This window comes from Lacipirellulaceae bacterium, assembly GCA_040218535.1.
GTDB lineage: Bacteria > Planctomycetota > Planctomycetia > Pirellulales > Lacipirellulaceae > Adhaeretor.
This window is the reverse complement of sequence record JAVJRG010000010.1, coordinates 186,542-212,614: the sequence shown is the minus strand read 5'-3', so window position 1 is coordinate 212,614 and position 26,073 is coordinate 186,542. Positions and strand designations below refer to the sequence as shown.

Annotated in this window: 25 protein-coding genes; 9 read left to right on the top strand and 16 right to left on the bottom strand. The window is 56.5% G+C overall.

Features of this window, described 5'->3' with window-relative positions; genetic code table 11:
* Positions 1-57 precede the first annotated feature (57 nt).
* The 3 genes from RIB44_12980 to serC all read right to left on the bottom strand — a co-directional run bounded on the left by RIB44_12980 (position 58) and on the right by serC (position 3,367).
* Positions 58-306, bottom strand: coding sequence for a BON domain-containing protein (locus RIB44_12980; protein ID MEQ8617481.1), 249 nt, complete (start codon positions 304-306; stop codon positions 58-60).
* 264 nt (positions 307-570) lie between these two features.
* Complete coding sequence (gene serA, locus RIB44_12975; protein MEQ8617480.1) at positions 571-2,202, bottom strand: phosphoglycerate dehydrogenase; 1,632 nt, start codon at positions 2,200-2,202, stop codon at positions 571-573.
* Between the two features lie 67 nt (positions 2,203-2,269).
* Complete coding sequence (serC, locus tag RIB44_12970) at positions 2,270-3,367, bottom strand: 3-phosphoserine/phosphohydroxythreonine transaminase (protein MEQ8617479.1); 1,098 nt, start codon at positions 3,365-3,367, stop codon at positions 2,270-2,272.
* A gap of 191 nt (positions 3,368-3,558) precedes the next feature.
* Here serC and RIB44_12965 point away from each other — a divergent pair, with 191 nt between their 5' ends.
* Complete coding sequence (locus RIB44_12965) at positions 3,559-4,272, top strand: 4'-phosphopantetheinyl transferase superfamily protein (GenBank protein MEQ8617478.1); 714 nt, start codon at positions 3,559-3,561, stop codon at positions 4,270-4,272.
* Here RIB44_12965 and RIB44_12960 read toward each other — a convergent pair.
* The 5 genes from RIB44_12960 to RIB44_12940 all read right to left on the bottom strand — a co-directional run bounded on the left by RIB44_12960 (position 4,259) and on the right by RIB44_12940 (position 9,997).
* Positions 4,259-5,383 (bottom strand): hypothetical protein, encoded by a 1,125-nt coding sequence (locus RIB44_12960; GenBank protein MEQ8617477.1) that lies wholly within the window; start codon positions 5,381-5,383, stop codon positions 4,259-4,261. The two genes, RIB44_12965 and RIB44_12960, sit on opposite strands and share 14 nt — an antisense overlap.
* 155 nt (positions 5,384-5,538) lie before the next feature.
* Positions 5,539-6,531 carry an HTTM domain-containing protein gene (locus tag RIB44_12955; protein MEQ8617476.1) on the bottom strand — a complete coding sequence of 331 codons (993 nt, stop codon included), beginning with the start codon at positions 6,529-6,531 and terminating at the stop codon, positions 5,539-5,541.
* Positions 6,528-7,376: a hypothetical protein gene (locus RIB44_12950; protein MEQ8617475.1), complete on the bottom strand. Its 849-nt coding sequence runs from the start codon at positions 7,374-7,376 to the stop codon at positions 6,528-6,530. The genes RIB44_12955 and RIB44_12950 overlap by 4 nt, the downstream gene beginning before the upstream one ends.
* 185 nt (positions 7,377-7,561) lie before the next feature.
* On the bottom strand, positions 7,562-8,611 hold the full coding sequence (locus RIB44_12945) for a TIGR03000 domain-containing protein (GenBank protein MEQ8617474.1): 1,050 nt from the start codon (positions 8,609-8,611) through the stop codon (positions 7,562-7,564).
* Between the two features lie 192 nt (positions 8,612-8,803).
* A complete protein-coding gene (locus tag RIB44_12940; protein ID MEQ8617473.1) occupies positions 8,804-9,997 on the bottom strand; it encodes a protein-L-isoaspartate(D-aspartate) O-methyltransferase in 1,194 nt (397 codons plus the stop codon).
* 86 nt (positions 9,998-10,083) lie between these two features.
* Here RIB44_12940 and RIB44_12935 point away from each other — a divergent pair, with 86 nt between their 5' ends.
* The gene (locus RIB44_12935; GenBank protein MEQ8617472.1) at positions 10,084-11,235 is read left to right on the top strand and encodes an aminotransferase class V-fold PLP-dependent enzyme; all 1,152 of its coding nucleotides are present in this window, start codon (positions 10,084-10,086) and stop codon (positions 11,233-11,235) included.
* Positions 11,236-11,419: 184 nt separating this feature from the next.
* The gene (gene coaD / locus RIB44_12930) at positions 11,420-11,905 is read left to right on the top strand and encodes a pantetheine-phosphate adenylyltransferase (GenBank protein ID MEQ8617471.1); all 486 of its coding nucleotides are present in this window, start codon (positions 11,420-11,422) and stop codon (positions 11,903-11,905) included.
* Positions 11,906-11,988: 83 nt separating this feature from the next.
* On the opposite strand, the gene RIB44_12925 is transcribed toward coaD, so the two are convergent.
* The 4 genes from RIB44_12925 to cobA all read right to left on the bottom strand — a co-directional run bounded on the left by RIB44_12925 (position 11,989) and on the right by cobA (position 15,336).
* The gene (locus RIB44_12925; protein ID MEQ8617470.1) at positions 11,989-13,041 is read right to left on the bottom strand and encodes a serine protease; all 1,053 of its coding nucleotides are present in this window, start codon (positions 13,039-13,041) and stop codon (positions 11,989-11,991) included.
* A gap of 23 nt (positions 13,042-13,064) precedes the next feature.
* A complete protein-coding gene (locus RIB44_12920) occupies positions 13,065-13,298 on the bottom strand; it encodes an importin-beta N-terminal domain-containing protein (GenBank protein ID MEQ8617469.1) in 234 nt (77 codons plus the stop codon).
* Positions 13,299-13,331: 33 nt separating this feature from the next.
* Entirely contained in the window at positions 13,332-13,565 is a 234-nt protein-coding gene (locus tag RIB44_12915; GenBank protein MEQ8617468.1) for a hypothetical protein, read from the bottom strand.
* Between the two features lie 235 nt (positions 13,566-13,800).
* A complete protein-coding gene (gene cobA / locus RIB44_12910) occupies positions 13,801-15,336 on the bottom strand; it encodes a uroporphyrinogen-III C-methyltransferase (protein MEQ8617467.1) in 1,536 nt (511 codons plus the stop codon).
* 118 nt (positions 15,337-15,454) lie between these two features.
* On the opposite strand from cobA, the gene RIB44_12905 reads away from it, so the two are divergent.
* Together RIB44_12905 and rpsT are read left to right on the top strand one after the other, a co-directional pair.
* Positions 15,455-16,909, top strand: a complete 1,455-nt coding sequence (locus tag RIB44_12905; GenBank protein MEQ8617466.1) for a tetratricopeptide repeat protein — start codon at positions 15,455-15,457, stop codon at positions 16,907-16,909.
* A 94-nt stretch (positions 16,910-17,003) separates the two neighbouring features.
* Positions 17,004-17,270: a 30S ribosomal protein S20 gene (rpsT, locus tag RIB44_12900; GenBank protein ID MEQ8617465.1), complete on the top strand. Its 267-nt coding sequence runs from the start codon at positions 17,004-17,006 to the stop codon at positions 17,268-17,270.
* Between the two features lie 86 nt (positions 17,271-17,356).
* On the opposite strand, the gene RIB44_12895 is transcribed toward rpsT, so the two are convergent.
* Entirely contained in the window at positions 17,357-18,271 is a 915-nt protein-coding gene (locus tag RIB44_12895; protein MEQ8617464.1) for a dihydroorotate dehydrogenase electron transfer subunit, read from the bottom strand.
* A gap of 2 nt (positions 18,272-18,273) precedes the next feature.
* The gene (locus RIB44_12890) at positions 18,274-19,293 is read right to left on the bottom strand and encodes a pseudouridine synthase (GenBank protein MEQ8617463.1); all 1,020 of its coding nucleotides are present in this window, start codon (positions 19,291-19,293) and stop codon (positions 18,274-18,276) included.
* On the opposite strand from RIB44_12890, the gene RIB44_12885 reads away from it, so the two are divergent.
* On the top strand, positions 19,292-19,480 hold the full coding sequence (locus tag RIB44_12885) for a hypothetical protein (protein MEQ8617462.1): 189 nt from the start codon (positions 19,292-19,294) through the stop codon (positions 19,478-19,480). The genes RIB44_12890 and RIB44_12885 overlap by 2 nt on opposite strands.
* A 421-nt stretch (positions 19,481-19,901) precedes the next feature.
* Here the strand turns inward: RIB44_12885 and RIB44_12880 are convergent, their stop codons facing one another.
* The gene (locus RIB44_12880; GenBank protein MEQ8617461.1) at positions 19,902-20,867 is read right to left on the bottom strand and encodes a class I mannose-6-phosphate isomerase; all 966 of its coding nucleotides are present in this window, start codon (positions 20,865-20,867) and stop codon (positions 19,902-19,904) included.
* Between the two features lie 153 nt (positions 20,868-21,020).
* On the opposite strand from RIB44_12880, the gene tatC reads away from it, so the two are divergent.
* A complete protein-coding gene (tatC, locus tag RIB44_12875) occupies positions 21,021-22,091 on the top strand; it encodes a twin-arginine translocase subunit TatC (GenBank protein ID MEQ8617460.1) in 1,071 nt (356 codons plus the stop codon).
* A gap of 53 nt (positions 22,092-22,144) precedes the next feature.
* On the opposite strand, the gene RIB44_12870 is transcribed toward tatC, so the two are convergent.
* Entirely contained in the window at positions 22,145-22,537 is a 393-nt protein-coding gene (locus tag RIB44_12870; protein ID MEQ8617459.1) for a hypothetical protein, read from the bottom strand.
* Positions 22,538-23,023: 486 nt separating this feature from the next.
* Here RIB44_12870 and epsC point away from each other — a divergent pair, with 486 nt between their 5' ends.
* Together epsC and RIB44_12860 are read left to right on the top strand one after the other, a co-directional pair.
* Complete coding sequence (gene epsC / locus RIB44_12865) at positions 23,024-23,953, top strand: serine O-acetyltransferase EpsC (GenBank protein ID MEQ8617458.1); 930 nt, start codon at positions 23,024-23,026, stop codon at positions 23,951-23,953.
* A 234-nt stretch (positions 23,954-24,187) separates the two neighbouring features.
* A complete protein-coding gene (locus tag RIB44_12860) occupies positions 24,188-26,005 on the top strand; it encodes an ABC transporter permease (GenBank protein MEQ8617457.1) in 1,818 nt (605 codons plus the stop codon).
* The last annotated feature ends 68 nt before the right edge of the window (positions 26,006-26,073 follow it).

Here is a 26,073-nt window from a genome sequence, read left to right as displayed (position 1 = left end):
CACGCGTTAGCGTCCGGTTCTCTGGGTAACCGGGGGCTAACGCCCTCCGGCTGATGATTAGCGCTCAACGCGAAGTCGATTGTCAACTCGCTGCACTCCGTCGACGCGACGAAGTAGCTCTTGTGCCATCTGCTTCTGAAAGAAGCTGTTCACCTGTCCCTCAAGCTTGATCACGCCGTTGAGTGCTTGGATCCGCATCTCGCGGTCGGAGAGATAGGGGCTCTGGCGAATCGCTCCTTCAACCTGCTGAGTGAGTGCACACTTTTTGGATTGAGCGACAGCGGCGGGCAGCGTGGCAGTTGGCATGAGAGAGCCTCGGCGTGTGGGGAGAGATTCGATAGCGGCGGCCCTAGCAATCGACTGATTGAGTCAAACAGGGCTATCAAAATATTGGTGACAATTGACTCCTAAGCGGTCGATCTTGCCGATTGCAAGCAAGTTTTCCGCTGTAAGGTGCCCAATCGCGCCGACCATGACGATTGCGCCGCCGCTCGTCGGCTTAGCCGCTACTCCCGCGCGAGGCGTAGCTCGCGGGCTAGGGAAGATCCTGCGAAAGAAGCGCGTAACGATTCAATCCTGCAACCAAGAAGGCAAATCACCCGCCTTAGGCAGATGAATCACGCAAGCACCGCTGATCGCGGGAAGATCTCGGACTGCTTCGAGCGCTTCAGCGGAAGGCTCCGCGTCGAGATTGAGAATGCCCACAGCCTCGCCGCCAGGATGATCTCCAGCACGGCCCACAGCCATCTGAGCGATGTTCACGCCATGTTCGCCAAAGATATTCCCGACGCCGCCGATGATGCCCGGCACGTCTTGATGGGTGAAGACCAACAGGCAGCCGTCAAGATACGCTTCCAATCGGTAGCCATCCAGCGCCACCAGACGTGGCATCGCTTCGCCAAACAGCGTGCCGACAACTTTGTGCATGACGCCTTGCGAGGATTCCACTTCAGCGGTGAGCGAAGACTTAAAAGCGATCCCTGTGCTTTGCGACTCCGTGGTAAGGTCGATGCCGCGATCCTCCAGCAGCATCTGGGCATTAATGAGATTGACCTCTTCCTCGAAAGCACCTTCGAGAAGACCCGTCGAGAAGGCAGAAGTAAGGAGCTTGGTGTCCTTCCCAGAGATCTCACCACGGGCGGTGAGTTTACACTTCGAAATGCCGCTGGGAACCAAGCCAGCGGCTAAGCGTCCAAGGCGATAGGCAACATCGAGATAGCCTCGCAACGAAGCAAGCGTCTTGGCGTCGAGCGAAGCGACGTTCACCGCGTTCTTAATTTGACCGTTCAGGAGGTAATCGGTCAGCAATTCAACGGCTTCGACCGCGACGTTTGTCTGGGCTTCCTCAGTGCTGGCTCCTAGGTGCGGTGTGCAGACGACGCCCTCCATTCCGAATAGCGGACTATCGGTGCAGGGTTCCTCGCCGTAGACATCCAGAGCCACACCGGCAAGCTTGCCGCTCTTAAGCCCTTCAACCAGCGCCTGTTCGTTGTAGATGCCACCCCGGGCGGCGTTGACCAAACGTGCTCCCGGCTTGATGATTTCAAGCTGCTCCATGTCGATTAGGTTTCGTGTTTCTTCGGTCAACGGTGTGTGAACCGTCAGGTAGTCGATCCGCGGCAGCATGTCGTCGACCGTTTCCACGAGCTCGATGCCCAGGTCGGCGGCACGTTCCTTCGACATGAACGGGTCATAACCCAGAATGTTCATTTCCAGTGCTTGGGCACGTGAAGCAACCGCCAAGCCGATCCGCCCCAAGCCAACCACGCCGAGCGTCTTCCCCGCCACTTGGGTGCCCATGTACTTCTTGCGATCCCAACGCCCTTCGACGAGTCCCTGGTTGGCCGGGGCGACGTTGCGTGACATGGCAAGCATCAAGGCGACCGCGTGTTCAGCCGTGCTAAGCGTGTTGCCCGCAGGGGTGTTCATCACGACGACCCCCGCACGCGTCGCGGCCGGCTTGTCGATGTTATCCGTGCCAACGCCCGCCCGCACGATGGCCTTCAGTCGGCGATTTCCTTCGAGCGATTCGGGGGTGATCTTCACGCCACTACGACAGATGGCTCCATCGAATTCGGCGAGTGCTTCCCGCAGCTCATCCCCTTTGAGTCCTGTTCGAACTTCGTACTCGATCCCTTCCGCACTGCCGAGTAGATCGAGTCCTTCTTGAGCCAAGTTGTCGAGAACGATAACGCGTAGCATACTGATTCTTTATTCTGCAGAGTCTTTAATTATTGGAATATTGCGAGGGAAGAGGCCGCTCGCAGGCTTAGGCATTGGCCTTGCAAAAGTCTTCCATGAAGTCGCGGAGGCACTCGACGCCCGAAGTCGGCATCGCGTTGTAAATCGAAGCACGGATCCCACCGACCGAGCGATGTCCGGCGAGCGCTGTGAGCTCCTTCTTCGCGGCTTCAGCGATGAACTTCTGCGTCAGTTCTTTGCTTGGCAAACGAAAGGTGACGTTCATCAGCGAACGGCAGTCGGGTTGGGCGTGGCCCTCATAGAATTCAGGATTCGCGTCGAGCACATCGTACAGCAGCTTTGCTTGGCCGCAGTTCAATTCGTGCAACTTCGCTAGGCCGCCCATGTCTTTCTTGATCCAGTCAGTGATGAGCTTCAGCGCGTAGATAGCGAACGTCGGCGGGGTGTTCATCATCGAGTCGGCAGCCGCGTGATTCTCGTAACGCAAGTAACCGGGGAGGTCTTCATTCACGTCGTCAATCAAGTCTTTGCGAACGATCACGACCGTGACGCCCGCGGGGCCGGCGTTCTTTTGGGCACAGGCGTAGAGCAAGCCGAACTTGGAAACGTCAATCGGACGATGCAAGAAGTCACTCGACACATCGCAAACCAACGGCGTCTCGCCCGCGTCGACCGGCTCAGGGAACTGCACGCCTTGGATCGTTTCATTCGACGTGTAATGCAAATACGCGGCGTTAGGCGTGTGCTTGATTTTGGCCGGCTCTGGAAGGCGATCAAAGTTGGTTTCCGCGCCGGTCCATACGCACTTCATGTCGCCATGCTTGTTGGCTTCCGCCAGCGCGTGCTTACCCCAAGAGCCAGTCACCAGATAGTCCGCCGAGGGTTGCTCGGGGCTGAGCAGGTTCATCGGAATCATGGAGAACTGCAGTCGCGACCCCCCCTGCAAGAACAAAACTTCGTAAGTGTCAGGAATCGCGAGCAGCGAGCGGAGATTCGCTTGGGCCGAAGCGAGGATTGCCTTGAAGGCCTCGCTCCGATGGCTGATCTCCATGACCGAGGCACCGACCCCTGGCAAACAGAGCATTTCCTCCTGAATCTTTTCCAGCACGGGTAGCGGCATCACGGCAGGACCGGCTGAGAAATTATAGACACGTTGGTTTTTCATCGCTCGAAATGCCTTGATTGCCATGGTCTGCTGCAGACGGAGGTTGCGGCGGGCGGTAGAGGGACTCCACTACTCAAATTTGAAAGGCTCCATTTTAGTGCCCCAGGTTCGCCTTGGCGATGGGCGAAATCTAGCTCGTTTCGGCCAGCCGATTGACGCGGAAGGCTCGCTGATTCAGGATCGGTGGGAGTATGGACAGTGAAGAAAAGATTGTTGTCTGGACGATTTCGCTCGACCAACCCGTCGAGATTGTCGAACAATGCTACGAATCGCTGCCGGCAAAAGAGAGGGCGAAAGCCGACCGATACAAGGTCGAGCCCGCTCGTCGTGCGTTTGTGCTCGCGCGCTGGGCACTGAGAGCGAAGCTTGCTGAGAGGCTCGAATGCAAGCCGCTCGGCATCCACTTTCGCTACGGTGAATATGACAAGCCGTACCTGGCTGAACCCGCGACCTGTGGGCTTGGTTTCAATGTTTCACATTCTGGCGACTGGGCAATGGTGGCGATTGGCCCCTTTGAAGTCCTCGGCGTCGACATCGAGAGGCTACGGCAGGTCAACAATCTCGACTCCCTGGCCCGGACGGTCTTCTGTCAGGAAGAACTCGAGAAGTGGTTGAATGAAACTGAAGAGTTGCGACCTGAGCATCTCTTCCGCAAATGGACTCAGAAAGAAGCTTGTCTCAAAGCGACGGGTGTTGGACTTTCCACGCCGATGACGAAATTGAGCGTCAAAGAGGATGGCGGGCGACTGCTGTTGGACGCGCCGAGCGGTCCGATAATGGATGCGAATCCTTGGGCACTGCAAACCTTCTCGCACCTCGACTGCTACTTTGTTTCGCTCGCCCTTGGCAAGTGCTCCGATCTTCCAGAGGTCATCTTCCAGAAGTTTGATTTTACTTCCGGTTAGTACGGCCCTGTTGCTTGCGTGCCTGCGCCGCCGCCCATTTTTCTTGTGCTTTCTGCTTCGCTGCTGCACGGCGTTCTTCCATCCGCTTTTGGGCGGCAATCCGTTTCTCTTCGGCAACCTTCTTACGGGCAACGATTGACTCCACGCGACGCGAGTTCACCACGTACAGCGTGGGGTCGTCGATGATGAACGGCGTGGACCAAGTCTTGCCATCGTTGTAGTTGCAAGAGTTGAAGAAGAACGTGCGGAAGCTGCGGGCGTGATAGCTGTACGGGTATTTGGAATCCAAATGATCAGCGGCGGTCAGGTCCTCGATGCCGGGCTTTGCGTAGTAATGGACCGAGCCGTCGGGGGTGAAGCTCATGCCGAAGGTCCACCAGCCGAACTGCTCAATCTCTTTCGCGCGATAATCTCGCCCCATGTGATCGCCACGAATAGCGATGTAGGCGGAATCCTTCTCGTTTTTGCGGCTCGTTTCGCTGCGGAAGTGGATCCACATGCCGGGCCAATAAGGCTCAGCCTTCGTTTCGCTACGACTACCGAACAGGCCGAAACTTTTCTGCTCGGTCGTCATCGTCGTCGTGCTGCCGCGGATGCCGAAGTGCGGTCCGGAGCGGTTCTCCCACTGCTCCGCCGGGGGAAGATAAACGCGAACGACGAAGCTCGGGGTCTCGCCCACGGGGATGCTGCCACCGAGGCGATTGGGCAGGTTCGCGATCAGGTCGTCTTGTTGGACGTCGCGTGAGTTGTAGCCAGGAATGCCTGACCGTAGCGTACGCAACATCAACGCTTTGTTGCTGCCAGCCAAGCCACCAGCAGGGGTGTCAACGATCTGAATTTGGTCAGGCTGTCCCCGTTCGGGGCCTTCATTCCAACGACCATTGGTGGCACTGCCACGGGGCGAGCGGACGCGATCATCTTGCTCGCGGGAGCTCTTTGGGTGGTTGTGAATAAAGTTCCACCCCTCGCCCTCAAAGTCGTCACCGACGTAGTCAATCTTTGTCCCGGTGCCGGGGACGACCGCGCGGTGACGTTGGGCGTGGGCTTGCGAGGAAGTGCTAGCAATGCAAGCAAGGCAAACGACAAAGCAACCAGCTAGAGACAGACGCATGACGATTCAGAACTCGGAATAATAGGGCGGAGTAGTCGAGCAAAACGAGATGCTCGAATACGCGTTGTATCGGTTCTGCTGCATCTGCGTGCTTCGCCGGAGCAGATTAGCCCGCAAAGGTTGCCAAGATTCGCAATGAGCCCAATAGCAGTGCGCTATTCGACCTTTTGCCCCACGAGTGCCAGAGAGATGCGTCGGGCAATCGGGTCGATCCAACGGCGGACCATTTCAGGGGAAATGAAAGCAAGGTTCGCAATCAACATCGCGGAGCCGAATGTGATCATGCCCATGAAGAGGGCGATTCCGCCATGAACGGCCAGTGCGATCCACAGGACGATTGGTCGCGTGAAGCGATTCCAAACTAAGGCGATATAAAAGATTTCCCAAAACACGGTGACATGGGTTAGCAACGCAACCAGACGCGGCCAGCCCGCCAGCCAAGTCATGTCGAACGATTGGTATTCGAGACTTGCCATCGCATACCACACGGCCGTGCCCGTCTGCCAAGTTTCACCTTGTGCTTTAGCGAGCCCAGAAAACAGATAAACGATGCATAAGTGAATCTGCAGCAGCCGAATAGCAAGGTTCGCCGAGGGACTTTCCGTCGAACTGACGTCTTTTCCCCGACGAATCCGCCACAGGCGGTCGAGCGAGTATCTCGCTCCACACGGACCCAGCATGACGTAGGTAGCGAGCATCACGTTCGCTTTGTCGAGTCCGAAGTAAGCTCCCGGTGTCACGCGCGTTGCGTAGGAAATTGCCAGCAGCCACGCCAGGACTGCCACCACTCGGCTGAACAGCCCCAGCATCAAGCAGGCGAAGACCAAGAGCGCGAACACGTGAACAACCCACAATAGCCCCGTGGATTTGATCCAGAAGAAAATGCTCCAAACGTGCCACTGCGGTTTCTCTGTAACAAGATCAAGGAAAGTATTGTTTCGCAAATACTCAACTGGCACCCAACCTTCGGGTCCGATAAATGCCGCCAAATCGAACGACCAGACGAGGTGCGTGTAGAGCAACATCCAGCCTGCAAGGACGCGAATGAGAGAAAGCGTCGCTGGGTCCGTTGGGGCAAACCAGAAGTGATTCCACGCCTGCCACAGCTCAGCTAAGTAGTTTCGTGTTGCTGTATAGATACCGGTCATGGACCCACCCCAGGAATGCGGGTGGGGCTAGAGCGTCGGACGGGGGCCAACGGGCGTGATTCGTTGTTGCCTGACTCTTGGCTTCGCTCTTCCTCGGGATAGACCGTCACGCTGTCGCGTTCTTCGTAGGTCGTTGATGCGTCGATCACCGTGCCATCGAGAACTTGCTTAGGAGGCAGTACGCGATGGTATGCAAGAGTCAAAACAACACGTGCTGCATCATGCTTTCTTATTAGATGCTGGCCGTAGAGATTCGACCAATCGTCGCCGAATTCGCTTCCCTGAGCAGCCAGCATCAGGTGCCGATGATAATAGAGCCGCGGGAATTGCGTCTTGATATCAGGATAAACTTCTTCGGCGATCACCTCACCTTGTGCGTCATAAGCAACGCAACCTAAAAGATAACTTCCTGTCGGATTAGGAGTAAAAAAGTCGTAGCCGTGATTCAAGTAGGTGAGGTTGAGATAAGGACGGTACAGTCGGTTTAGTGAGGACAAGAACGGACGCGCTTTCGCATCGATCGCTACCTGTAAGGGATGTTTCGGATCGTCAGCAGCGGCCAATTCTTCACGGCTAAGGATTTCACTGAGTGGCATGTCACGATGAAAAACACTTCGGAATTGCAATATCCATGGAGCTGCAAAGACGGCAGTCACATGCCACACGATTGCCAGGCTCAGCAAGCAGCGAAGCCAAGGCCTCCAGGGCATATTGGGATCGACGGTGCGTGGCGGTTTGGGAGTCTTGGGTGGTTTCTTTTTCGCAGGCTCTTCGGACTGAGATGAGCCTTGCGATTGCGTGCCCCCATGCTGCTTATGCTTCGGCCTAGGTTTCGCAGCAGCCATGGTAAGGGAGCCGAGTTCGGGGTGAGAAATAGCGAGGGCAGAATGAAATTGCCTATGAATAGCTGATAGCTGACAGCCGATAGCTCCAGGCCCCTATCAAACGAAAAACCCCCGCAGCGGTCAACGCCGATGCGGGGGTTGTCTCCGAAAAACCGCAGAAATTGCGGCCTTTTTGAGTTCAACTATCAGTCAGCCAAGGCGAGTTGGTTAGCCGTCTCGTCAAAATCGAAGCTTAGCTCGTAGCTTTCACCACCAGCAAGGTTCATCGACTTCTCTTTGACCAGCGTTTGACCATCGCGCTCAAGGACGACACGCACTGTGTAGTCCTCCCAGGTTTGGCCTGACTTGAGGCGAGTGCTGGCAAAGGTACGGGTCTCACCCGTTTGGCGAGTCTCAGCACCTGCGAGGAATACTTTCGCGTCGGCTGGAACGGCAAGCGTAAGCTCTGTTTTCACAGGCTCAGCCTTTGCAACCACAGGAGTGTCGCCATCCAATGAGAGACGAACATCCTGACCGGCTTGAAGTTGGATCGTCTTTTCACGAACAACTTCTTCGCCATCGACGGTGTAGACGATGCGGAAGTCGTAGGCGTAACTCTTGCCAGCCTTCAGGCCACTCGAAGCGAAGGTTCTCTCGCTGCCGGTACTAGTTGTGAGCGAATCGTTGACGAAGATCTTCGCATCTTCGGGAACGCTGGCGTAAATAGTGCCAACATCACTGGTCGAGGTCGAGCAGGTTGCACATTCGGCTTCCACTGGAGCGTGGTATTCGACGGGAGCACTGTACACTGGAGTACTGTAGCTTGCACCGTAGCTGCCCGAGGAAGCGTAAGACACGGGTGCGTAGGAAACGGCATAGCTCCCAGCCGAACCGTAACTAGCGTAGCTACCAGCGGAACCGTAGGAGCCACTACTTGCGCGAGCAGCGCGACGTGCTTCCTTACGGGCGTGCCAGCGAGCGAACAAACCTTGACGACCTGAAGACGCAGACCCATAGCTTCCCGAAGAAGCCGAGCCATAGCTGCCGCTCGAAGCATAGTAGCTGGTTGAATAACTACCAGCCGATGCCGAGCCGTAGCTGCCAGAGGATGCGTAGCTACCAGCCGAAGCGCTACCATAGCTACCGCCTGAACCAAAGCGGCCACGCGAGAAGGCCGAGGCGTCGGTCGCCATCCAAGCCACGAGAGCGATCGCTACAGCGAACGAGGCCATCCGTGTCGTTCCAATTGATTTCATCTTAGTTGTCTCCCCTTCAAATCGTGTGGGTCCATACTTTCGCGAGCAGCTCGCACGGCTCCCCGCATTCTTTGACAAGATAGCAGGCCCGCACCGCAATTCAAGGAATCTGGGCAAAATTGCCGTTTTTTGACGATTGGGAGGAATTTTGACCGCAGGCAGGCTAGGGGGCGTTGCCTTCAGGCATCGCTGTCACTCAGTCGCCAGGGGAACGAGTTGCAAATTGTCAACATCCAGCTCCCCTTGTCCCCCGTGCAGCCCGAGACGGACGATTGCCTCGCGGGCTGCGAGCGGCACGATGATGTCGCGGCTGACGTTCTTCCAGGTGAAGCTCCCCGAGAACGGCCCGAGCCGATCGTGAGCAATCACGGCCCTCCGCGAGTCGTAGAAAGTGATGATGATTGCCGCCTGTTGCTGGGGAGTATGCCCCGCGCTCAAGTTCTTCGCACCGATGTCGGCGGAAAGTTTCACTCGCGAGACATGCCGCCCGTCGATTGCCAGTCCCTGCAAAGCGCGACTCGGGTCGCCGGCTCGGCGACTCTTGAAGGTTAGAAAGTGTTTGCCGTCGGGGACTTGTCTGCCCGAGGAAAGCGATGCTCCGCGCAGATAGTGCCAGCCTTCGGGCGATTTTGTTTCTTGGATTGCTTGCTCGAAACTGCCGTTGACGATGCTTGGCTCTTTGGGATTTGGCAGGACATCACGATTGTCTTCTGCCGTTCCCGTCATAGGGACAAACAAGGTAGCACGCAGCGGTTCGCGAACAAGCTTTCCCTCGCGCTTGGTCATGCGAAACAAGTTTTGCTGATAACGCTCGCCAACCGGAATGACCATCTGTCCGCCTTCAGCGAGTTGATCAACCAAGGGCTGCGGGATGTCTTCCGGCGAGCAGGTGACAATGATCTTGTTGAAGGGCGCTGCTTCAGGCCATCCAGCAAAACCGTCGCCCGTGCGAACATGAACGTTTTCGTAGCCGAGACGATTGAGAGTACGACGTGCGCGATTGCCAAGTCGCTCGACGATTTCAATCGTATAGACTTCCTTGACCAGCGGACTTAACACGGCTGCTTGATAACCGCTCCCGGTGCCGATTTCCAAAACCTTATCGGTACTTTGCGGGTTGAGTTGCTCGGTCATGTAAGCGACAACAAACGGTGGCGAAATCGTTTGCCGGTCGCCGATGGGCAGTGCCGCATCGAGGTACGCTTGGTCACGAAAACCCGCGGGCACAAATTCGTGCCGTGGAGTGGAACGCATCACCGCCAGTACCTGAGGATTGGTCACGCCAGCGGCTTCGATTTCGCGAGCAACCATCGCTTCACGCCGCGCAGCAAAGTCGGCAGCAATGGTTGGACGAACCAACAAAGCCGCTGCAACAAGGCAAGCCAAAAGTAAACAGATTCGCTTGATCACAGACTAACCAACCATTCATCACTCATCGTTCGATATTCATCGCTAACCCTATCATACCCCGAATGAGCCTAAGCCCAGAGATCACCACAGCCCGCCAGCAACTTCGCGACCAGATGCCCGTGACGGAAAAGTGGGCTTATATGGATCACGCGGCTGTGAGCCCGCTGCCCCGACCGACTTCCGAGGCAATCGGAAAGTGGCTGCAGCAAGCAACCGAGGAGGGGGACACCGTCTGGCTCGACTGGTCGGCCCAAGTCCAGCAGGCTCGCAAAGAAGCGGCTAAGCTGATCAATGCGAAGACCGAAGAGATTGCCCTGATCACCAGCACGACCGCAGGCATCAACATTGTTGCTGAGGGGCTCGACTGGAACCCAGGAGACAATCTGGTGACGCTCGACGATGAGTTTCCTTCGAACCTTTACCCTTGGATGCACTTGGCGGATCGCGGAGTCGAGACCCGCCAGGTGCCAACCAACAATGGCCGCGTCAATTACGAAAAGCTGGCCGAATACTTTGATGAGAGAACTCGACTGATCACGGTCAGTTGGGTCGGGTATAAAAACGGCGTCCGTCGCGATCTGGAGACGATCAGCCGGATCGCTCGTGAGAAGAACGCGCTGCTGTTTGTCGATGCCATCCAAGGCATCGGTGCCTTTCCTCTGGATGTGCGTAAGACGCCGATCGACTTTTTGGCCGCCGATGGTCATAAGTGGCAGCTTGGACCCGAGGGCGCTGGCTTTGCCTACATTCGAAACGACCGTTTGCCTTTGCTGCGGGCGACCGGCGTTGGCTGGAACAGTGTGGTCAACGCGGCTGACTTCGCGAATGTCCAACTCGAGTTGAAGCCAAACGCAGCACGTTACGAAGGAGGCTCGCAGAATATGGCGGGGCTGATTGGGCTGTCCAAGAGCCTAATGCTTCTAAATGAAATCGGTGTTGAGCGAATTTCCGAGTCGATCCTAGAAATCACCGACGATGCGTGTGAGGCCCTCAAGACAAAAGGTGCGGAACTTCATACGCCTCGCGAGGGTGAGAATCGCTCGGGAATCATTTCCTTCTCTCTTCCTGGCATCGACCCAGTCGAGTTCCGCAAGCATTGTTTGAAGAATGGCGTAGCACTGGCGTGTCGCTCAGGGCGGCTAAGGATAAGCTTGCATGGGTACAATGATGAGCAGGATGTCGAGAAGTTGATGCGTGCTATTGAGAACTTCTGAAGAGGGACGACGGGTGGCTGGGGACGAGCCCCGCGAGCCCCCAGTTTCCTCGCACGAACTGGGGGCTCGCTACGCTCGTCCTCAGCCACCCCATCGTGAATCGCGACGATCCTCTCGCTAGAAGTCAGCATCTGCGTTAATCTGTGTTCATCCGTGGTTCCTTCTCCTTACTGCGACGCAAGCCATGTCCCGCCGTGCTGTTTACACTGGTTCTTTCGACCCCATCACGCTTGGTCACCTGAATGTGATCGAGCGGAGCAGCCGCCTTGTTGATGAGCTAATCGTTGGCGTGGGCATCAACATCGATAAGCAATCGTTGTTCACTCCCGAAGAGCGCGTCGAACTGATTCAGAAGGCTTGCAGCCACATCGAAAACGTCCGTGTCGAGACGTTTACAGGACTTGCCGTCTCGTTCGTCCGAGAATGCGAGGCCGTCGTCATTATCCGGGGTGTCCGTTCGCTGACCGATATGGAAACGGAGTTCACAATGACTCTCGCCAATCGCAAACTCGACCCGGGCATCGAGACGGTGTTCCTCATGGCCGACGATGAGTTTTCGCACGTCTCAAGTTCGCTGATCAAGCAAATCACCAATCTTGCTGGCGATGAGGAACTGGCCCGCTTTGTACCAGAGGTTGTCGTGCAACCGTTGCGCAAAAAGCTCGGCTAGCCTAGCTTCACGTAGCAACCGTCGCCAGACGGTGGAGTACTCTGAAAGGCTTGAATCCACGTTCTGGCGAACGTAGCTACAAACTATTTCGCAGCCCGCAACGCTTGAGCGACAATCGCGATCACACCGATTGCTGCCAAAAGTGTCTTTGCCTCGTCGAACCAGCCAGAGCGACGAATTCGCGGACGAGCTTGCGTAGCATTCGCTTCACTAGGTGCAGGCTGCTGTCTGTTCCAGAGAGCGGCGACCTTCTCATCGGAAGTATTCCACGGAGTTTCACCTAACTGAGCAGGTGTCTGATCGGCTCCTTCCGTGGTGACGGGTTCCAAAGAAGCACTTGCCGTCTTCTCATACTTGGGTTCTGCACTCTTCGTCTTCGCTAAGGACGACGACTCTTTGGCACTTCGATTCGTGTTTGCAGCAGCATCCGACGCATCGGCGAGCTTGGCGAGGCCAACGGATCGATCGTCGCCGTAGCCGATGTCGGGAGCGAGCGTTGCCAGGAACTGGCCGACTCGACCCCCGAAGCTCCCCAGCGTCGTGCCCTGCCCTGCCCCAAACAGCACGCCAGCGAGTTCGCCCTGCTCGTTGAAAATCGGTCCGCCCGAATCGCCCTGACGCGCTTGCACGTCGAGCTCAACCATGTGCCGCGGAAGATTCACGTCGGGAGCGTAGTACTGAGTACACCGTCCCGTGGCTGAGCGGTAAATGCCATGTCCGTAGCCGCAGATCGTCAGCGGATCGCCAGGTTGCGGTGCCTGCTGAGCTAGACGGACCGGCTTTGCTTGAGGTCGCCAGATGACCAACGCTGCGAGGTCCCAATCGGAGTCGATCTTCAGTGCGCGGGCCTTTGAGTGGTAGCCATCTGGGAAGAGAACTTCGATCGGTCCCTGGGCATCACGAACAACGTGCCAGTTGGTAATGACAAGCCCGTAGTCATCGCGAAGATCGACCAACGTTCCACTGCCAAAAGAAGTCGCCTCGCCTTCAGGAACAATGATCCGAGCCACCGCTGGGTGGGGCCGCTGACTTTGATGCGAAGCACTTTGCCCCACCGCTTGCGTCTTCGCCGTCACCACAAAGGCAGCTACGATCAAAACGAAACGAAGGCGACGAATCGCAGCCAAGAGTGCCAAAAGGATTACCATCGGTTTTGAGATCAACGGGGCGAGCTGTGTGTCTTGCGAGCTTGTTCAGTGCTAACGATCATCTTGAGAAGACGGTCTCGAAGTTGATTGCGATCTTCTGCCGGGAGAGGTGAATCAATTCGTTCGAGTCGGTTCTTGGATGGGCCGTCAGACGAGTTTTCATCGCGAGTCGATTCAGGCTCGGCGACCGGCTGGCCCCATCGCAGCCAGTTGGGAGAATTGGCAGTTCGGGAGTTCGTATCCATAACAATCTGATTCTTGGAAAGGGCAAAGAAAACTCAGGCAGCAATGGGTCGGCCGCCACGGAGGTCTTCCGCGCGAGGCGGAAAGTCGTTCCCGTCGTTGAACAGAATCTTGAGGCGGTGAAGCTCAGCACGCAGCGCGTTCTCTGCCAACTTGGTGAGCGTGAGTCTCGCCGGATAACCAGCCAGATGGACCGCCGCATTGCGGGCCTCGTCAAGCACATCTTCCGGCAAGTAGATCGTCGCGCGGACTTTCGGCTGGTTATTCATTAGGGTGATCTCCTCAAACGATTCGATACGTTGGTGCGGAGCAAACTGCGCCAGCTATTGCGAGGCGCGGCTCGTCGTTACTTCAGATATCGGACCGCTTGAGGCCCTTACCCCAAACGTCTGACGTTTCGCCAAAAGGACGACCTAAGAAGAGCGACAGGAACAAGCGGCAGAGTTTGCCAAAAGCCCCAAGCGTCAGCGCGGGGATCATTAGCGCCGGGGATCGATCCCCTCGCTAACGCTTGGGGCTGCCAGACTTGAGAATCGCTTCCACGAGCCCTTCGCTCGTGTAATCTTCGGCGATAATCTCGGCCTCATAACCTGCTTCGCTCAGAACACCAGCAGTAAGCGGGCTGATCGCTGCCAACTTAGTCTTTTTAAGGCTGTGACCGAACATTGCGACAAGCGAACGTGCAATCGCTGAGCTGGTGACGGTGATCCAATCGATTTCGCCTTGCTCAAGAGCAGTGGCGACCTCTGGATCTGGGACTTCAACATCCTCACTGCGATAGACGACTACTTGCTCGACTTTTGCCCGGGAGGCTAGCAGCGTGGTGGCAAGGACTTCACGACCGCGACTTGCTCGTAGGAGGAGATACCGCTTCCCGGCGGTGCCGCCGGCATCGTTGACCAGTTCTTCAGCAAGCGCCTCAGCACGGTACTCTTTGGGTTGGATATCACTCTTCAGGTGATACTCAGCGAGTGCTTCTGCTGTCGCGGGGCCGATGACTGCGATTCGTGTCCTAGCGAGAGCTTGTCTATCCCATTCCGTTGAAAGCAAACGCTTGAAGAACGCGTGGACACCGTTAGCACTTGAGAATACAAGCCAATGAAACTCGTCTAATCTTGAGATAGCGTCATCCAAGGGAGTAAAATCTTCCACTTCGCGAATCGCGATCGCCGGCTGTAGGAGAACTGTCGCGCCTAATTCTTCCAGCGATTCAATTAGTTCTGCCGCCTGATGTTCCGGCCGAGTCACCAAGATGCGTCGTCCAAACAATGGTCGGGAAGTGAACCACTGGATGTTCGACTTCGCAGCGACCGAGTCGCCGACGACGATGATCGCGGGCGGGCGTAGTTTCCCCGGTGCCAGGACCGTTGGAACTTCACCCAGCGTCGTGACGGCTGTCGTCTGTGTTGGCAGCGAAGCATGGCGGATGATCGCGACGGGTGTGGATTCCGGTTTCCCGTGCGTGATCAGTTCGGCAGCCCAGTCGGGGGCCGTGGTGACGCCCATGTAGAAGACCAGCGTTCCAGGGAACTGAGCAAGCCCTGCCATGTCGAGTTTTCCCCCCGACTTGTCCGAGCATTCTCGTCCGGTGATGAAAGCGACGCAAGAAGCGTGGTCACGATGCGTCAAGGGAACGCCGCTGTAACTACTCGCTGCCAACGCAGCAGTCACGCCGGGGACAATCTCATAGTCGACTTCGGCCTGCTCAAGGGCGGTAACTTCTTCGCCAAGTCTTCCGAAGACGCACGGATCGCCTCCCTTCAGTCGAACCACTTTTTTTCCTGCTTGCGCTGCTGAAATCATCAGGCGGTGGACTTCCTCTTGAGCGATAAGCCGCCCTTTGCCTTGAGCCTGTCCGTGGCGGCCTAAGCATAAGAGTTCAGCATCGTCGCTCGCGTGTTGTAGCAGGCGGGGGTTCGCTAGATAGTCGTACAATACGACATCAGCGATCGCCAGCAAATCTCGTCCGCGCAGCGTGAGCAACCCAGGGTCGCCGGGGCCAGCACCTACCAGAAAGACTTTGCCGCGTGGGTTCGACATCTTGACTCAACAATCGGTAGAATTTGTGTGCGGTTGCACTATTGCTAGAATAACCTGAGGTCGTATCACTGCGTAGCGGCCAACTTTTCCACTCCTGTAGGACGCACAGCGAGACATTGTGACTACTGAACCCGAAAATAGAGTTGGGGCTCCAACCGCGGCAAAGCCCCTCTCAGCGGCAGCGAGGCATCGCTTGCAGAAGGTCTTCGAGCACGGTGGTCGGTGTGTTGCGAAAAAGGATTACGACTACGCTAACCAATTGTATGCTCAATGTGTCGTCGAAGATCCTGCCAGTATCACCTATTTGCAAGCCTTTCTGGATAACCTCGAGCAGAAGCACGCCGAGAAAAAGCCGGGTAAGATTGCCGGTCTGAAGATCAAGAGTCACCGTAGCGCGCTCACCAAAGCGGCCGCGAAAGGCGATTGGCCAGCGGCATTCACCGCCGGTTGCCAAGCTTTGGCACTCAGTCCCTATGATGCTACCACGCTCATCGCTTTAGCGGACGCCTGTCAGGAATTGGGGATCGATGAGTGTCAACTCTATTACCTAAAGTGGGCTTTGCGAAGCGATGCCAAGAACCCCACGGTGAATCGGCGGGCGGCGCTGCAGCTTGCTCGGATGGGGCAGTTTGATCAGGCGATTGCTTGCTGGCAGCGTGTTGCTGAGGCGAAGCCAGATGATGAAGAAGCACGCCAAGCGATTGCCCGCTTGTCCGTGGAAAAGACAATCCACGTCGGCGGTTACGATTCGAAGGATCTGAGCAACGAGGAGCCAGCCGACGGGGAAAAGTCCTTCAATGTCTCGCGACTCGCCAAGCAGGAGGTTGATCCTGATGAAGGGGTTCCACTCGAGGAGCGACTTCAAAACGCCATCGCGGCTGACCCAACCGACATCGAAGCGTACGTTAGCCTGGCTGACCTTTATCTCCAGAAGAATCAGTTGGACGAGGCGGAGGATATCCTGTCGCGAGCAAATCAAGCCGCTGGAGGGGGCAACCTGACAGTTACTGAGCGCAGCGAGGACGTCCAACTGCGACGAGCACGCCGCCAGGTGGAAGTTGCTGAAAAGCAAGCCGCGGAGCAACCAAGCGAGGAGACGAGCCGTTTGCTCACTCAACTCCGTCAGCAAGCCAACCAGACGGAGCTCGAGGTTTATGCGGCTCGTAGCGACCGTCAGCCGGGCAGTACGCGGCTAAAGTTTGAGCTTGGCGTCAGACTCAAGAAGGCCGGGAAAATCCGCGAAGCGATCCCGGTTCTGCAAGCTGCCCGTGGCGATTCCCGACAGAAAACGACCGTGTTATTGGGGCTTGGCGAGTGCTTCCAGAAAATCGAGCAATACAAGCTGGCCCTCTCCAATTATGAGCAAGCAGTCGTGTCAGCCGGCGAGGATTCAGGCGAATCGGCCCCAGAAACGCTAAAACTAGCCCTTTATCGCGCAGGCGTACTGGCGACCGGTATGCGGGAACTCGACCGAGCCGAGAGGCACCTGACGGATCTGGCGGGAATTGATTTTGGCTACCGCGATGTGGCCGAGCGACTAGACAAGATCGCCTCATTACGCGATAGTAGTTGATTCGACGCACGAAGAGAGGCCGTACAGTGGGCGGTACTTCCTTTGTGACTAACCGTGATCCAGTAGTTCCCGAACCTTAAGAGATCGTCCGAAGATGCCCAATTCCGCCAATGCTAAGAAGACGCTTCGTCAGAGCCAAGATCGTCGCCAAGCGAACCGAGCTGTGAAATCGGCCCTTCGTACGCAGATTCGCAAAGTCCGCAAAGCGATCGCCGCTGAGGACGTTGAGACTTCCGAAGCGGAGTTCAAGCTGGCGGTTAAGAAACTCGACAAGGCAGCTTCGAAGAACATCATTCACCCCAACGCCGCTGCTCGCACCAAGAGCCGCCTGTCGAAGGCGATTAAAGAAGCGAAGTCGTAGGCCTCAAGCGATCAGCAAAGCCCTAAGCGTTAGCGCCAGGATCATCCCGGCGCTAACGCTTAGGGCTTTATCAATCGCTTATCGCTTTAGAATACGATCTTCTTCGCGTCGAATACCGGCCCATCGACGCACGTTCTCTTGTAGTCCCATTCGGGCTCACCCTCGGCGAACTCCTCTTGTCGAACCTTGGTCACGCAGCTAAAGCAGATCCCAATGCCGCAGGCCATGGGCGTTTCAAGAGAGACTTCACACGGAACCTCATGTTCTCGGGCAATGTTTGCGACTGCTGCCATCATCGGCTCAGGGCCGCAGCAAACGATTCGACTCTGCTGAGACTCGATGCTCAGCACCTCTTTCAATAGGTCGGTAACGTAACCGTGGTGGCCCTCAGAGCCATCGTCGGTACTCAAGCGGACCGTGACTCCGGCGGATCGAAAATCATCCAACCCAGCGGCGAACGCTTTGCTACGCACTCCATAGCAAAGCGTCACACGATCGACGGAGGACACCTCACGTGAGTTTCGTCCATAGCGACGTCCCCCGAGGGCCTCCCGACCTAAAGCAAGAAATGGCGTTTGCCCAATCCCGCCAGCGACCATGATCAGGTGTTCCGCTTTCCGCGGCTGGAAGCCATTCCCTAGCGGCCCCCAGACTTCCACCATATCTCCGGTACGTAGAGTTTTGAGCTTCTGGGTCATTTTACCGACAACCAAATAGCCAATGTCGAAACCAATTGGCATCCCAGAATCGTCACACCAAGTGTCGTAGAGGGCGAACGGCCTCGCCAGCAGCGGATTATCTGTTCCTTTTAGGCGAATCATCACAAACTGACCGGGCTTAATCATCGAGCCGAGGTCTGGTGAAGCGAGCCGAAGACGATAAGTATCGCGAGCCAGCGGCGTATTGCCTGCGATCATCACGTCACGCTGCTTCGCTGTATCGGCATAAAATGTGGCCGAGAGAGCGTGATCTTGGCAATCGGTCGGAAAAGGGCTGGTCATACTCAACGAGAGCCTCGGTTTCCAGGTTTATTTCCCGGCTTGCGTTTCCTAGAGTTCGCCTTCGTAGGCGTCTTGCTGCGAATTTTGCTTTTCGGGGCTGATTTTTTCTTCTGTGTTGACGGCTTCTTTCGCTGAGTAGCGACGCCCGCAGGCTCGGAATTCGAACGATCTCGTTTGGGCGCGTCCACAGCACCGCGGAGCTTTTTGACTTCCTGCGAAGTGAGCTCTCGATAGGCACCGCGAGGCAGGTCGCCTAAGCGGACTGGCCCCACGGCAACTCGCGTGAGCTTCTGGACCTTGTGCCCAACGCGCGCAAACAAGCGGCGAATCTCTCGGTTGCGGCCTTCGTCGAGAACCATTTCGAGTACTGTCGATTGTTTCCGACGGGACTTGATCTTCACGTTCACAACCTTGGCGAAACCTTCCGCAAGGTAAACGCCCTTGCGAAGCTGTCGGAGGACTTCCGGATCGCAGTTGCCTGCGACTTGGACCTCGTAGGTTTTTTCTACCCCGTGCCGCGGGTGCGTGAGTTGGTTTGCCAGTTCGCCATCATTGGTAAGCAGAATCAGCCCCTCGCTGGCCATATCGAGCCGTCCGACGTTGAACACGCGTCCAACTTCAGGCGGTATGAGGTCGATCACCCTGGGACGACCCGAAGGATCACTGGCAGTGCTCACGACGCCTGGCGGCTTGTGGACCGCGTAGTAGACTCGCTTCGCTTGAGTGATGATTTCGCCGTCGACGCGGATTTCTTGGTCCTGCTCAACGCGGGTTCCAAGCTCGCTGACGACTTCACCGTCGACTTGAACGCGACCTTCGGTGATGAGCGTTTCTGACTCTCGGCGGCTCGCTACTCCTGCCGCTGCGAGGACTTTCTGTAACCGTTCGCCAGGGAGATTGCTCGCCTTCGATAGTTTCGAATGAGGTCGTTTAGCCGTACGACGACGAGCCGGCGTTGCCTTTTTTGCGGGCCGCCGCTTGTTTGGTTGCTTCTTCGTTTTCTTGCGAGGTGGACGACCCATGACACCTATCATAGACCGGCACGAGCAAGAAACCCAGGGCCTGGAATTGTTCAGCAGGTTAGCAGTAGAACTCCTTAAGCGTACACCAAAGCATGAGGGTGGCTGGGGACGAGCGCAGCGAGCCCCCAGGCTGGAAAACATCTGGGGGCTCGCTGCGCTCGTCCCCAGCCACCCACTAGCGTTTTGATCGCGCGATCAATACAAGGGTGGCCCGGTTTGCACTGGCCCACTAGGAATTGGTGCCGGCGTTACGACCGCCGGTGTCGGATTCGACCAAGGCCCAAAAGGTTGATGCTGCCGCGACCTCTCGACTTCGTTGGGTGGCCGTACGTATCCGGCAGGACGGCCGCCGACGATTTCAGGAGCAACATCGTTTGGCGGATAGGGATCAAACTGTACCGCCCTTGCACGTTGGAAGGGTGCTGGTCCAGGGTGGGCCAGTTGAGGGCGCACTATGGAAGGCCCGCAGGCTGGCAGAGTCGATACCGCAACAAGTAGGACTGCGAACTGAAAGAATCGTGTGCTAGTCATCACTCCGCTCCTGGTAAGTGGAGTGCGGAGTGTAGCGGACTGGGAGGACTCGCCCCAGTGGAGTTGTTGCTAGCAGTTTAAGGCAGCCGAATATCGAGCAAAGTCGTTTCGCCGCTCGCCGCGACCTCAAATGAGCCCGCCGCTGATGGGACTAAAGCAGTTTGTCCCAGCGACAAAGGTGCTTCCGCTGGATCGCCAGCGACTTGCAGTGAGCCATCAATCACGGAGAGCAAATGAAATCGATCGTCACCCCCCAGTTCGGCGCTCCCGGATACCCGAACACGATCCAGTACAAACTTGTCACACTCAACCAACCGCTCGCGGCTTAGCCCGTCCGACCCTTCTTCGATGACGAGTAGTTCCTGCGGAGCGACAGGTCCCCGCGCGTAGTCGATCACTTCCAGCGATTGCTCGATATGCAAAGGCCGAGGGTTTCCGTCGGCATCCACTCGGTTCCAGTCGAACAGCCGGAACGTTGTGTCGCTTGCTTGTTGGATCTCCGCAATCACCAGCCCCGCGCCCAGCGCGTGGACCGTGCCCGCCGGGATGAACACGCAATCGCCCGGACTCGGCTCGAAAGCATGCAGGCACTTCTCACACTCCCCGGCTACAAGCGCAGCAGCCAAATCCTCGCGGCCCACACCCGGCTTAAGCCCTGCGTAAATCTTGCTGCCCGGCTCGGCGGCCAGCACGACCCAGGCTTCGGTCTTGCCGAGGTCGGGCGGATCGAGCTTCGCCCCCTGCTCGTCATTGGGGTGGACTTGTACTGAAAGCGTGCGATTACAGTCGAGCAGTTTCATCAAAAGCGGGAATTGCTCACCGCAGGCGGACCCGCCGAAGAGTTCTCCCGCGTGATACTCAACCAATTCCTTCAGAGTCGCACCGGCCAGCCAGCCATGCTCGACAACGCTTTGATCGTCTCCATGATCGACCACCTCCCAACTTTCCGCGTAGTCATCTCCCTCGCCGATGGGCTTGTTGAGCATGGTCGCCAACCGACGACCGCCCCAGAGATAGCGTCGGAATAGAGGAGTGAAACGCAAGGGGTAATTACAGCTTGCCATCTCTTGTTGCCCTTAGTGCCCTTTGTGGTTTAACAGTTGCCCGGCTCTAAGTACCATAGAGCAAGAGCCTTACACAATGAACCCGCTCCGTTTGACCCACCAACCTTTCTGACTGCCCCGCCGAAGTTGTCGATGCCTGAGACCTCTCCACCTGACGCCTCAGATTCCGCCAAGGAAGACGACTTCGAGAATACGAAGATGTCCTTCGGTCAACATCTTGAAGAGTTGCGTTCGGCGCTCTTCAAAGCATTGATCGCCCTGCTGACGGGGACGATTTTCGGTCTGTTCATTGGTTGGGATATCGTTGCCTACATCCAGACGCCGCTCAAAGAAGCGCTCGTGGAACATTATCGCGAGCAAGCCGCTGCCCAAGAGCTAGCAAGGCTCGAAGCCTTGAAAGCGGAGGGCGAGCCCGTACCTGAGGATCTGGACGCTGCCGCGAAAGAGTTTGCTGCTCGCGGCTTAGTCCCCCAAGAGGTTTGGATCGATCCTGCGGAACTTGCCAAGCTCAACCCTGGGCTGCTCAATGAGGACGCCGTGCCGAAACCCAAGGGAGAAGTCTCTTCCCAGCTTCCGGAGCGTAAGGACTTGCTCAAAATCCGCTTGTATCGTCCCGTCGAGAATGACCCTCGGGTGCGTGTGATCGGCCTGCAGGCCCACGAGCCCTTTATGGTCTATATCAAGGCTTCTCTCGTAGCGGGGGCGATTTTTGCTAGCCCATTGATCTTCTATTTCATTTGGGACTTCGTCGCCGCAGGTTTGTACAGGCACGAGCGCAAGTACATCTACCTGTATTTGCCGTTTAGTCTTGGCTTGTTCTTAGCTGGCGCGGCACTCGCCTTCTATGTCGCTTTCGACTACGTATTGGCGTTTCTCTTTAAGTTTTACGCTTGGACAGAAACCGACCCGAGCATGCAACTGAGCGAATGGATGAGCTTCGTCTTGCTGCTGCCGCTGGGCTTTGGAATTAGCTTTCAACTGCCACTGGTGATGTTGCTCTTGGAGCGAATCGGCGTGTTTACCGTCGAAGCTTACTTGTCGAAGTGGCGTATCGCGATTCTTGTCATTGCGATTCTCTCCATGGTGCTCACGCCGGCTGACCCACAGAGCATGATCGTTATGGGAGTGCCGCTGGTGGTGCTCTACTTCTTGGGGATTGGGCTTTGTCGGTTCATGCCGGGGCGACGGGAGAGTACGAAATAGCCCTCGAAATACCTGCGCTTCGCGCTAGTAGTGAGCGACTCTACCAGTGCTGTTCAAAATAGCGCCGTGCCCACGATGACACAGCCTAAGTACATCAGGCAAGAGATCACCACATGGGCCACCGCCACCATGAATGCTGAGACCGGATTAACCGGCAGTCCAATGGTCAGCACGATCGCGTTGATAATAGCCGGGACTGCGTAGCGGGTACTCAGCCCCGGCTGCGTCCCGGTAACTTCCAGGAAGAATCTGACGGCAACGTTTGCAACAATCAGCGTTGCTACCAGATACGTCGCGTGCAAAAAGCCGGGTGGATCGACGAGGCTGAAAGAACAGGCTAGACGGAGGGCCCAGGCTGCTGCCGCCAGACCCAGTGGGGCCAGCACCAGCAGAATCCATTGGGGATCCATCCCGCCAGCGGCGAGTAAGAGGGTGGGGATGTTCACGATCGGGGATCTCTCAGAAAAGACTGAAAAGCTTGAGTTGCAGGCATGCTTTTCAGGGGACTCTATTTGAAGGTTATCATCGATCTGGGGGAGAAAAGTCGACTTGGTAGCTTATTTTGAGAGGTTTTTTCTCAGCAATGACAACAATTCGATCACGCCGCCACGTGTTATTGCTGGTAAAATGGTTAAACTCGGTAGAAGCAGACCGCCGATGAAGAATCTTGCCCAGAGAACCTTAAGCTCAGTACGTTTGTCTTTCGAGTACGCGATCCTCCATGCGGCGGTTTACAACGCGGCGATCTTTAACGCGGCTTAGCCGCAAGCGGTTTGACATGTCCCACCTCGACTGCCTCTGTACCACCCCGGCCTAGGGCCGGGTTAACGTGTCGTCGCAAAGTGAACCTTTAGCGGTTCGCTCGGTATCACGCTTCTTTCTTTCACATCGCGAGGGATCGATGTGAGTATCAGCGCTAGGGAATCGCAAACATGGCTACTGACTTTAGTTTGAAGGATCAACTCCCCGACATCACCGAGCGGCTCGTTCGCACGTACGAAGAACTCGGTACGATTAATCACCTCGATCATTGCCCGCTACCGAATTATGAGGAAGTGATCGAGTCCGTCAAAGAACTCACTGAGATTCTCTATCCAGGCTACCGTCGCCGCGAAGGACTCCACTATGGGAATGTCCAATACTACGTTGGCGAGCTTCTCGATCGATTGCATGACCGGCTAACGCGTCAGATTGGACGAGCCTTGCGGCACGAAGCAGGTGCCACCAGTGAATGCGACGGGGACACCGACTACGAAGCGCTCGGCCAGGCGAAGACGTTGCAGTTCTTGAACGAGTTGCCCCGCATCCGCGAACTGCTCGCCACTGACGTGCAAGCCGCCTACGATGGCGACCCGGCCTGCAAGACGCCTGATGAGGTGATCTTCTGCTATCCGGGGCTCGAAGCGATCACGGTTTATCGCTTGGCGAACTTGCTTTACCAACTCGAGATTCCCTTCATCCCACGCATGATGAGCGAATGGGCGCACATGCGCACGGGGATCGATATTCATCCCGGGGCTACGATTGGCAAGTACTTTTTCATCGATCACGGCACGGGTGTCGTCGTCGGTGAAACCTGCGAGATTGGTGACCATGTCAAGCTCTACCAGGGTGTCACTCTCGGTGCGTTGAGCTTCCCCACCGATGGCGAGGGGAACTTGGTCCGCGATCAGAAGCGGCACCCCACAATCGAAGACGGCGTGGTTGTGTACGCGAACGCCACGATCCTCGGTGGCAACACGGTCGTCGGGCACGACTCGGTGATTGGTTCTAGTGTTTGGCTTACCTACAGCGTCGATCCGCACACGACGGTGCTCTTGGAGAAGCCGAAGTTGAAGCTGCGGGCTGAGTCTCACGCTTAATAGGTCGAAGGCAAGAGGCTAGCTCGCGAGCTATGCCTCGCGTGGCGCTGTTGACAAGGCTTCAGGTTTCAGGCCTCGGGCTTCACGCTGTCGTGCAGATCTTTTCTAGCTCCGAAGTCCGGAGCGTGAGGTCCGAAGCCGTCAGTTCTCTGGCACCGAGTCACTAATCACGGTACGATGCGGCTACTCGCATTGCGCTTTCTGGCAGCACTTTCGCACCGGGATAGACTCTTCATGCTTGCTGGTCCGATCTACCGCGTCGAACTCGTCAGCGTTTCACGCCGCACACGCTACTACGTGATGCGAGTTATCTACGCTCTGATACTCTTTTTCATTCTCTGGATGAGCTACAGCACCATGACGTCGTTCGGACGGGTGACCGGCCAACCGATCTCCATTCGGCAGGCCTCGCATATGGCGACCGGGTTCTTTATCTCATTTAGCTGGGTTCAATTGTTGGGGATTCTTCTCGTTGCGCCGGCAATGGCTGTAGGAACGATCGCGACTGAGCGGGAACGGCGGACTATTGAGTACTTGTTCGTGAGCGATCTCTCAAACCTCGAAATTGTCTTGGGGAAGACGCTCGCTCGCTTAACGCTGATCGGCAAGTTCTTGCTGGTGGCGCTGCCGATCCTGTTTCTCTTCCGCATGTTGGGAGGCATCCCGGCGGATCTGCTTGCAGGATCCTTCCTCATTGGTGGAAGTACCGTGTTGCTAGTGACCGCAATCAGTGTGGCGGTTTCCGTGTGGTCTCCCAAATCACGCGATGCCATGATTCGGGTTTATCTGTTGATGGCAGTACTCTTTCTACTCCCCTTGATTCTATTGGTCTTTACGCAGGGAGCGCTTCGCAACGTCGCCGGTTCCCCTTGGCTCAACTTCGTTCAGGATAGTTTAGAGGCAGTGATCTCGCTCAACCCAATCTATGTGCTTGGGGAAGCCATGGGCAATCGCTTTGCCGCGGGGGCAACGTTCGATTTTAGTCCCCTCTTAGAGATGGCCGGTTGGCACTTGGCGATTTCGCTTACCTGTATCACGCTAGCGACCTGGGCGGTCCGGCGTGTTCATCTGGGCGCTTCGAGTAAGGGCGAAAAGTCTGATCAGAGCGACGGTTTGAGCCTCTTTCAGACGATAAGCCGTGGTTGGCGGCCCGCTTTAGGTGACCGCCCGATGATTTGGAAAGAGGCCTTCGCGGGCACGGCGAAAACACGGTTTGGCTGGCTCGGGCTCATTACAGGCACGTTGATCGTGCTGACGATTTTCGGACTAACGGTTTATGCATTCGTCGAATCGCTAGGCTATCAACGAAGCTATTCGTCGAAGAGAGATTACTTTGGATTCATGGCTGGGTTGGTGGGCGCAGTCGGGTCATTATTATTGATCTCACTCTCTTCGCGGGCTGCAGGTTCAATCACGCAGGAGAAAGAGAGTGATTGCTGGCTCTCACTGCTGGCGACACCACTTACCGGAAGTGAGATACTCGCTGGGAAAGTCTTGGGGAGCTTCTACGCCATGAGATGGGGCATCGTGCCACTGGCGTTCGCTTGGCTTTTGGCTGCTTTCCTCAATCCAGGATATTTCGCAGCCGCGATCCCTTTCATGCTCACGGCGATTGCCTGTGCTAGCTTTGCAGCAATGCTCGGCCTCTACTTCTCCCTCCGATCGAAAACGACCCTCCAGGCGTCGGCGTCAACGATTGCCACGCTCATCGTTGTCGGTGGCGGCTACATGCTCTGCTGCTGTGGCGTCATTGGAGTCACAGGTGGCCAAGGTGGCGAGCAGCTCATGACCATCGCACTCGCCCCTTGCATGCCATATCTTCTAGGTTTCCCAAGTAGCTTCGGGTTATGGTGGAATGAAGTTGGCACCGGGGGTGACCAATTTTTTCGCTTCGTGATTTCTTACATGCTGGGAACTATCGGTTACGGCATCGCCAGCTTTGTCCTGTGGCGTTCGATCGTCGAGCAGTTCGAACGCATAGCTGGGCGTACCCATGGGAGACCTAAGGTCGGAGCCCATGATGGAGCTGACCTCACGATTGGAAGACGTTGAGCTGATCGAGGTGCAATAGGGGCGTGTTGGGCGTTTTGCAGCCCAACACGCCAGCTCAATTCAGACGG

Coding starts and splice junctions, on each gene's coding strand:
- RIB44_12980 (MEQ8617481.1), bottom strand. CDS start 306: ATGCCAACTGCCACGCTGCCCGCCGCTGTCGCTCAATCCAAAAAGTGT.
- serA (MEQ8617480.1), bottom strand. CDS start 2,202: ATGCTACGCGTTATCGTTCTCGACAACTTGGCTCAAGAAGGACTCGAT.
- serC (MEQ8617479.1), bottom strand. CDS start 3,367: ATGAAAAACCAACGTGTCTATAATTTCTCAGCCGGTCCTGCCGTGATG.
- RIB44_12965 (MEQ8617478.1), top strand. CDS start 3,559: ATGGACAGTGAAGAAAAGATTGTTGTCTGGACGATTTCGCTCGACCAA.
- RIB44_12960 (MEQ8617477.1), bottom strand. CDS start 5,383: ATGCGTCTGTCTCTAGCTGGTTGCTTTGTCGTTTGCCTTGCTTGCATT.
- RIB44_12955 (MEQ8617476.1), bottom strand. CDS start 6,531: ATGACCGGTATCTATACAGCAACACGAAACTACTTAGCTGAGCTGTGG.
- RIB44_12950 (MEQ8617475.1), bottom strand. CDS start 7,376: ATGGCTGCTGCGAAACCTAGGCCGAAGCATAAGCAGCATGGGGGCACG.
- RIB44_12945 (MEQ8617474.1), bottom strand. CDS start 8,611: ATGAAATCAATTGGAACGACACGGATGGCCTCGTTCGCTGTAGCGATC.
- RIB44_12935 (MEQ8617472.1), top strand. CDS start 10,084: ATGAGCCTAAGCCCAGAGATCACCACAGCCCGCCAGCAACTTCGCGAC.
- coaD (MEQ8617471.1), top strand. CDS start 11,420: ATGTCCCGCCGTGCTGTTTACACTGGTTCTTTCGACCCCATCACGCTT.
- RIB44_12920 (MEQ8617469.1), bottom strand. CDS start 13,298: ATGGATACGAACTCCCGAACTGCCAATTCTCCCAACTGGCTGCGATGG.
- RIB44_12915 (MEQ8617468.1), bottom strand. CDS start 13,565: ATGAATAACCAGCCGAAAGTCCGCGCGACGATCTACTTGCCGGAAGAT.
- cobA (MEQ8617467.1), bottom strand. CDS start 15,336: ATGTCGAACCCACGCGGCAAAGTCTTTCTGGTAGGTGCTGGCCCCGGC.
- rpsT (MEQ8617465.1), top strand. CDS start 17,004: ATGCCCAATTCCGCCAATGCTAAGAAGACGCTTCGTCAGAGCCAAGAT.
- RIB44_12895 (MEQ8617464.1), bottom strand. CDS start 18,271: ATGACCAGCCCTTTTCCGACCGATTGCCAAGATCACGCTCTCTCGGCC.
- RIB44_12885 (MEQ8617462.1), top strand. CDS start 19,292: ATGACACCTATCATAGACCGGCACGAGCAAGAAACCCAGGGCCTGGAA.
- RIB44_12890 (MEQ8617463.1), bottom strand. CDS start 19,293: ATGGGTCGTCCACCTCGCAAGAAAACGAAGAAGCAACCAAACAAGCGG.
- tatC (MEQ8617460.1), top strand. CDS start 21,021: ATGCCTGAGACCTCTCCACCTGACGCCTCAGATTCCGCCAAGGAAGAC.
- epsC (MEQ8617458.1), top strand. CDS start 23,024: ATGGCTACTGACTTTAGTTTGAAGGATCAACTCCCCGACATCACCGAG.
- RIB44_12860 (MEQ8617457.1), top strand. CDS start 24,188: ATGCTTGCTGGTCCGATCTACCGCGTCGAACTCGTCAGCGTTTCACGC.